At 37.3% G+C, this 4,294-nt stretch carries 5 protein-coding genes; 4 read left to right on the forward strand and 1 reads right to left on the reverse strand.

Annotated elements, in window-relative coordinates; genetic code table 11:
• A partial coding sequence (locus tag BU200_RS11180) for a hypothetical protein (protein WP_158015167.1) occupies positions 1 to 414 on the forward strand: 414 nt, incomplete at its 5' end.
• Positions 415 to 1,144: 730 nt separating this feature from the next.
• Positions 1,145 to 2,089 (forward strand): protein rep, encoded by a 945-nt coding sequence (locus tag BU200_RS10110; RefSeq protein WP_075100006.1) that lies wholly within the window; start codon positions 1,145 to 1,147, stop codon positions 2,087 to 2,089.
• Positions 2,090 to 2,159: 70 nt separating this feature from the next.
• Here the strand turns inward: BU200_RS10110 and BU200_RS10115 are convergent, their stop codons facing one another.
• Positions 2,160 to 2,567 carry a hypothetical protein gene (locus BU200_RS10115; protein ID WP_075100007.1) on the reverse strand — a complete coding sequence of 136 codons (408 nt, stop codon included), beginning with the start codon at positions 2,565 to 2,567 and terminating at the stop codon, positions 2,160 to 2,162.
• Between the two features lie 85 nt (positions 2,568 to 2,652).
• Between BU200_RS10115 and BU200_RS10120 the strand changes: the two genes are divergently transcribed.
• Positions 2,653 to 2,922, forward strand: coding sequence for a hypothetical protein (locus BU200_RS10120; RefSeq protein WP_075100008.1), 270 nt, complete (start codon positions 2,653 to 2,655; stop codon positions 2,920 to 2,922).
• A 336-nt stretch (positions 2,923 to 3,258) separates the two neighbouring features.
• Positions 3,259 to 4,294, forward strand: a 1,036-nt coding sequence (locus tag BU200_RS10125) for a plasmid recombination protein (protein WP_158015169.1), incomplete at its 3' end; no start/stop codon positions are given.

The following is a 4,294-nucleotide window of genomic DNA, read 5'->3' on the forward strand; positions in this document are numbered from 1 at the left end:
CAACTCCCTGGAACTAGTCAAAGTGAGCAGGATATAGCCTTTGTCAAAGAGTTGGGCTATGAGGGAGTAGATGATCTGGTTCTAAAAAATCAAACCCTTTCTGCAATAGTTAATCATTATCGGCAGGTATTGCAGGAAGTCAAGACTATTTTTCACGATTTGAACATTGTTAACGCCTTTAAGAAAGCCAAGGAAGTCTGGGATAAAATCAAGGTTTTCCAGGAACCACGTTTAGACGCTGGAGTGAAAGAACGATTGGCTAGAGTTAAAAACCAGGTTCTAGGCAGACCTGACCCTTTCAAACGTCGCTTGGAAGACGTGATTGCTGCAGCTAAGCGAGAGCAAGTGAGACAGACTAGAAAAGACTTTGAATCCAAAATATCAAAGCGAGACCATAATGGTCCAAGTCTCTAGCACAGAGCGGTTTATGCCGTGAAAGCTGATTGACAATAAGCGGGGGCAAAGTACGCTAGAACGGGACGAGCCGAAAGGCTTTAGCGTTTCGGACCGACACGGACAAAGTACGTCCGCCCCTGGTTACTTGTTGTCAATCAGACCATGGAATAAAAAGCGATGATGCGAAAGATGTGGTATAATGCTAAGGTCGCACTCACGATACTGCGCAAGTGGGAGGTGAGATTTTCTATGCGTATGTTCTTCATGCTTGTACTGCTACCATTGGTAATAGAAATATTGGCTAATGTGATTTCGGAATGGCTAATCCGTCAGGCAGACAAACGCGACAAAAAGAAACAATAGCCTGCGTGCCTTGAGCAAGCACAAAAAAAGCACCCTTGGATTGCGACCAGGGTGTTTTTTCTATGCGCTTAATTCTTCATGCTTTTAAGCAAGATTATTATATCACGTGTTGGAGCAAGTGTCAAAAAAGGGGCTAACGCCCCTTTTAGAAACCTGCTTAGCAGGTTTCTTCTTATCTTGATACTAATAGAAATATCTCACGTACGATTTCAGTAGTGTAAAGAGAGGTGAAACTCTTGATAATACTGGTTTTTTTGGAGCAAAAAAGGCCTGTTTACTTCTGAATGGCCTTGTGTTATAATTTAAGTGTTCTAAGCTAAAATTATGAAGGGAGAAGTACAGGACTTTTTGTATATTCCAAAATATTTTGTACTGAAATTATACCATGGAGCAAAATCAAAATCAAGAGCAAGTTTTCGTAGATAAAAACAAAAAAGGCAAGGATAGAAACTGGAAGGGTCGAAAGATTTTGAGCTTGAAATTGGCAGATGTTTTTCATTCTCTGAATTATCAGAACGGATTTATTGATAGGGTAAAATCTTGTGGAGATACCTTGAATTTTATCCGTCGAAAAGATGGTAGTCTTCGACTTTACCAGGCTTACTTCTGCAAGAATAAACTCTGTCCAATGTGTAACTGGAGGCGGTCGATGAAATACTCTTATCAGACTTCGCAAATAGTCGACGAGGCTATTAAAGAAAAGCCAAAAGGACGCTTTCTCTTTTTGACTTTGACGGTAAAAAATGTTCCTGGAGAGGAATTAGGTGATACAATTAGCCAGTTGACAAAGTCTTTTGATAGATTGTTCAAGAGGGCTAAGGTTAAGAAAAATTTGCTCGGATTTTTGAGGTCTGTCGAGGTCACGCACAACGAAAAAGAGAATACCTACCACCCTCATATTCACGTCTTGATGATGGTTAGACCTGTCTATTTTCAATCGAAAAATGATTATATTAAGCAAGAAGAATGGGGTCAAATGTGGTCGCAATCTCTTAAAGTGGAATATGTGCCAGTGGTCGATGTTCGAGCGGTTAAGGAACAAGGGAAAGGAATCAAAGGTGCAATTCTTGAGACAGCAAAATATCCGATGAAGCCAATTGAGTTAGACTTAAAAAATGCCCAGGTTGTCGATGATTTGTATAATGGTTTATATCGAAAACGGCAGTTAGGCTATGGTGGATTGTTTAAAGAAATTAGAAAGAGGTTGCGATTATCTGATGTTGAAAATGGAGATTTGATTTATACTTCGGAAAATGAAAATGATGTTTCACTTGGAACAAAAATCGTTGCAATTTGGAATGCGACAAAGCAAAATTATTTTATTTATTGAGTTAATAAAAAAGGATATCCTAATAGATATCCAATTTGAACAACTTTAAGTTAGATTTTAAAATAATTTATTAATAGTTATAAACTTCAGAGAATGGGAATGTTATAGAAATACCTTTTCCTTCAATGTATCCAACACCTGTTAAAGTAGCTTGTTGAATTTTTTTAGAAAATGATAAAGTTTTTGATACAGAACCATAACCTCCACCGCTAACAGCATAGGAGAATGGACGACTTGTTCCTTTAAACTTAACTGTAATTATACCTGTGAAATGAAATCTGGAACCATCGTGAGTTTTGGCATACCACCAGACTTGTCTTCCGTTATCTTGTATTTCAAGTTTAGTTGTTCCTGCATTGCCAATGTTTGTTGCTCTATCTTGATAAATAGGTGTTGTGTTAGCTATAGCAGGAGTTTGAATAAAAATAGTAAATAAACAAGTTATTAGACAAAATAATTTTATTTTATTTTTAAACATAGATACAATGCTCCTTGTAAGTTTAAGATAAAGTTGTTCAATATTATAATATAATTATTTTTTAATAATTGAAAGGATATATGTAATGAATGAGTTATTTTCGTATATAGAGAAAATAGTAGGAAGTTTTGAATGTGAGAATGATTTGTTGGTTTTGGATGAGGAATACATAATAATTAGTAATAATCATTTATTTTTATCTCAAATTGTACTGAATATTTTAGGAAGTATAGGGTGTGAATTTAATTATAGTATAGGCTATTCTGATTTAGTATCACATGATATATTTGAAATTCAGATACATGTTCCAAGTAAAGAAAAAGATAAGTTGAAAAAATATTTTGAAAATATTTAAGTATTATTTATAATAATTGACACCCTCATAGAGGGTGCTTTTTTTGTGCGTTGGTTCGCACGAATTGCCCTCTGCACAAGAGTCCCTCGGAAGGAGCGTTTGCGTTTTGATGAACCGATAGGTTTGTCAAAACAGCATAAACTTTACTTTTTTGGAAAAAGTAACAAAAATTTGATATAATTTCTGTCTAGAAATTATATCAAAAGTCCGATAAAGTCGGACAGGATTTTGGGCAAGCAATAGACGTAGTCGGCTTGCCCAGCTCCCGTATTCGGGAGCTAGGCAGGGGAGGAAAAAATGGTCGAGTTGAGCATTTCGTTTAAGACGAGTACCAAGATGACAAGTATTAAACATAATAACCGAGATTTAAGCGAAGAGGAGTACCTGGAAGTTCAGCACCAGCATATTGATAAAAGTAAAGTTGGAGACAATATTTATATCAAACAGGAAAATCTCAAAGAGGTTTATCAAAAATTATTTGGTCCATCTTTGGCAGACTATAACGCTAAGCAAAAACGAAAAGACAGAGTGATTGAAGATTATTACCAGCATGTCAAAAAATCTAAGACCTTGGACTTGCAACGTGAATTCATTGTCGGGATTGGTAATAAGCAAGATTGGGACGGATTGAAACCAGAGGGCAAGAAGATTGTGGGGCAAATGTTGGCTACCTACGTCGAGGAATTTCAGAAAAGACATCCCAATCTGTATATCTACAATGCTGCAGTACACCTGGACGAAAAAGGACACCCTCATGCTCACTTCAATGTTGTGCCCCTGGCAACTGGGTATAAAAATGGTCTGGCGATACAACCTAGTTTTAAAAAAGCCCTGCAGAATGCAGGCTACATAGAAAAAGGCAGGTATCAACTGAAGGCATTCAAAGATGGAGAAGTCAAAGTCCTGGAAGGAATGCTTAAGCAATTGGGAGTGAAAAGAAAACTGATTGGCACAAATGACATCAAGGACATGCACGAATACAAGGACATGATTCAGCAAGTCAACCAGGAAAAAGAACACCTTTTGTCTCAAATCGACGTAGAACGCTCTCAGAGACTCTCTGAGAGCCGTAAGCTCCAGGAACGTATAAATGCTTTAAAAAATACAGAAAGCGTCTTAGAGGGCAAAATAGAGGCCTTAGAGGACGAGATAGAGGAAATGGAGCAGAAAGCACTAGAAAGCCATGATAGGGTCTTAAAACGGCTTGAAAGAGATTTTGATGTTATTGTCCAAGAAATGTCTGCCCAACTCCCTGGAACTAGTCAAAGTGAGCAGGATATAGCCTTTGTCAAAGAGTTGGGCTATGAGGGAGTAGATGATCTGGTTCTAAAAAATCAAACCCTTTCTGCAATAGTTAATCATTATCGGCAGG

This window comes from Streptococcus acidominimus, assembly GCF_001921825.1.
In the GTDB taxonomy this organism is placed as follows: Bacteria; Bacillota; Bacilli; order Lactobacillales; family Streptococcaceae; genus Streptococcus; species Streptococcus acidominimus.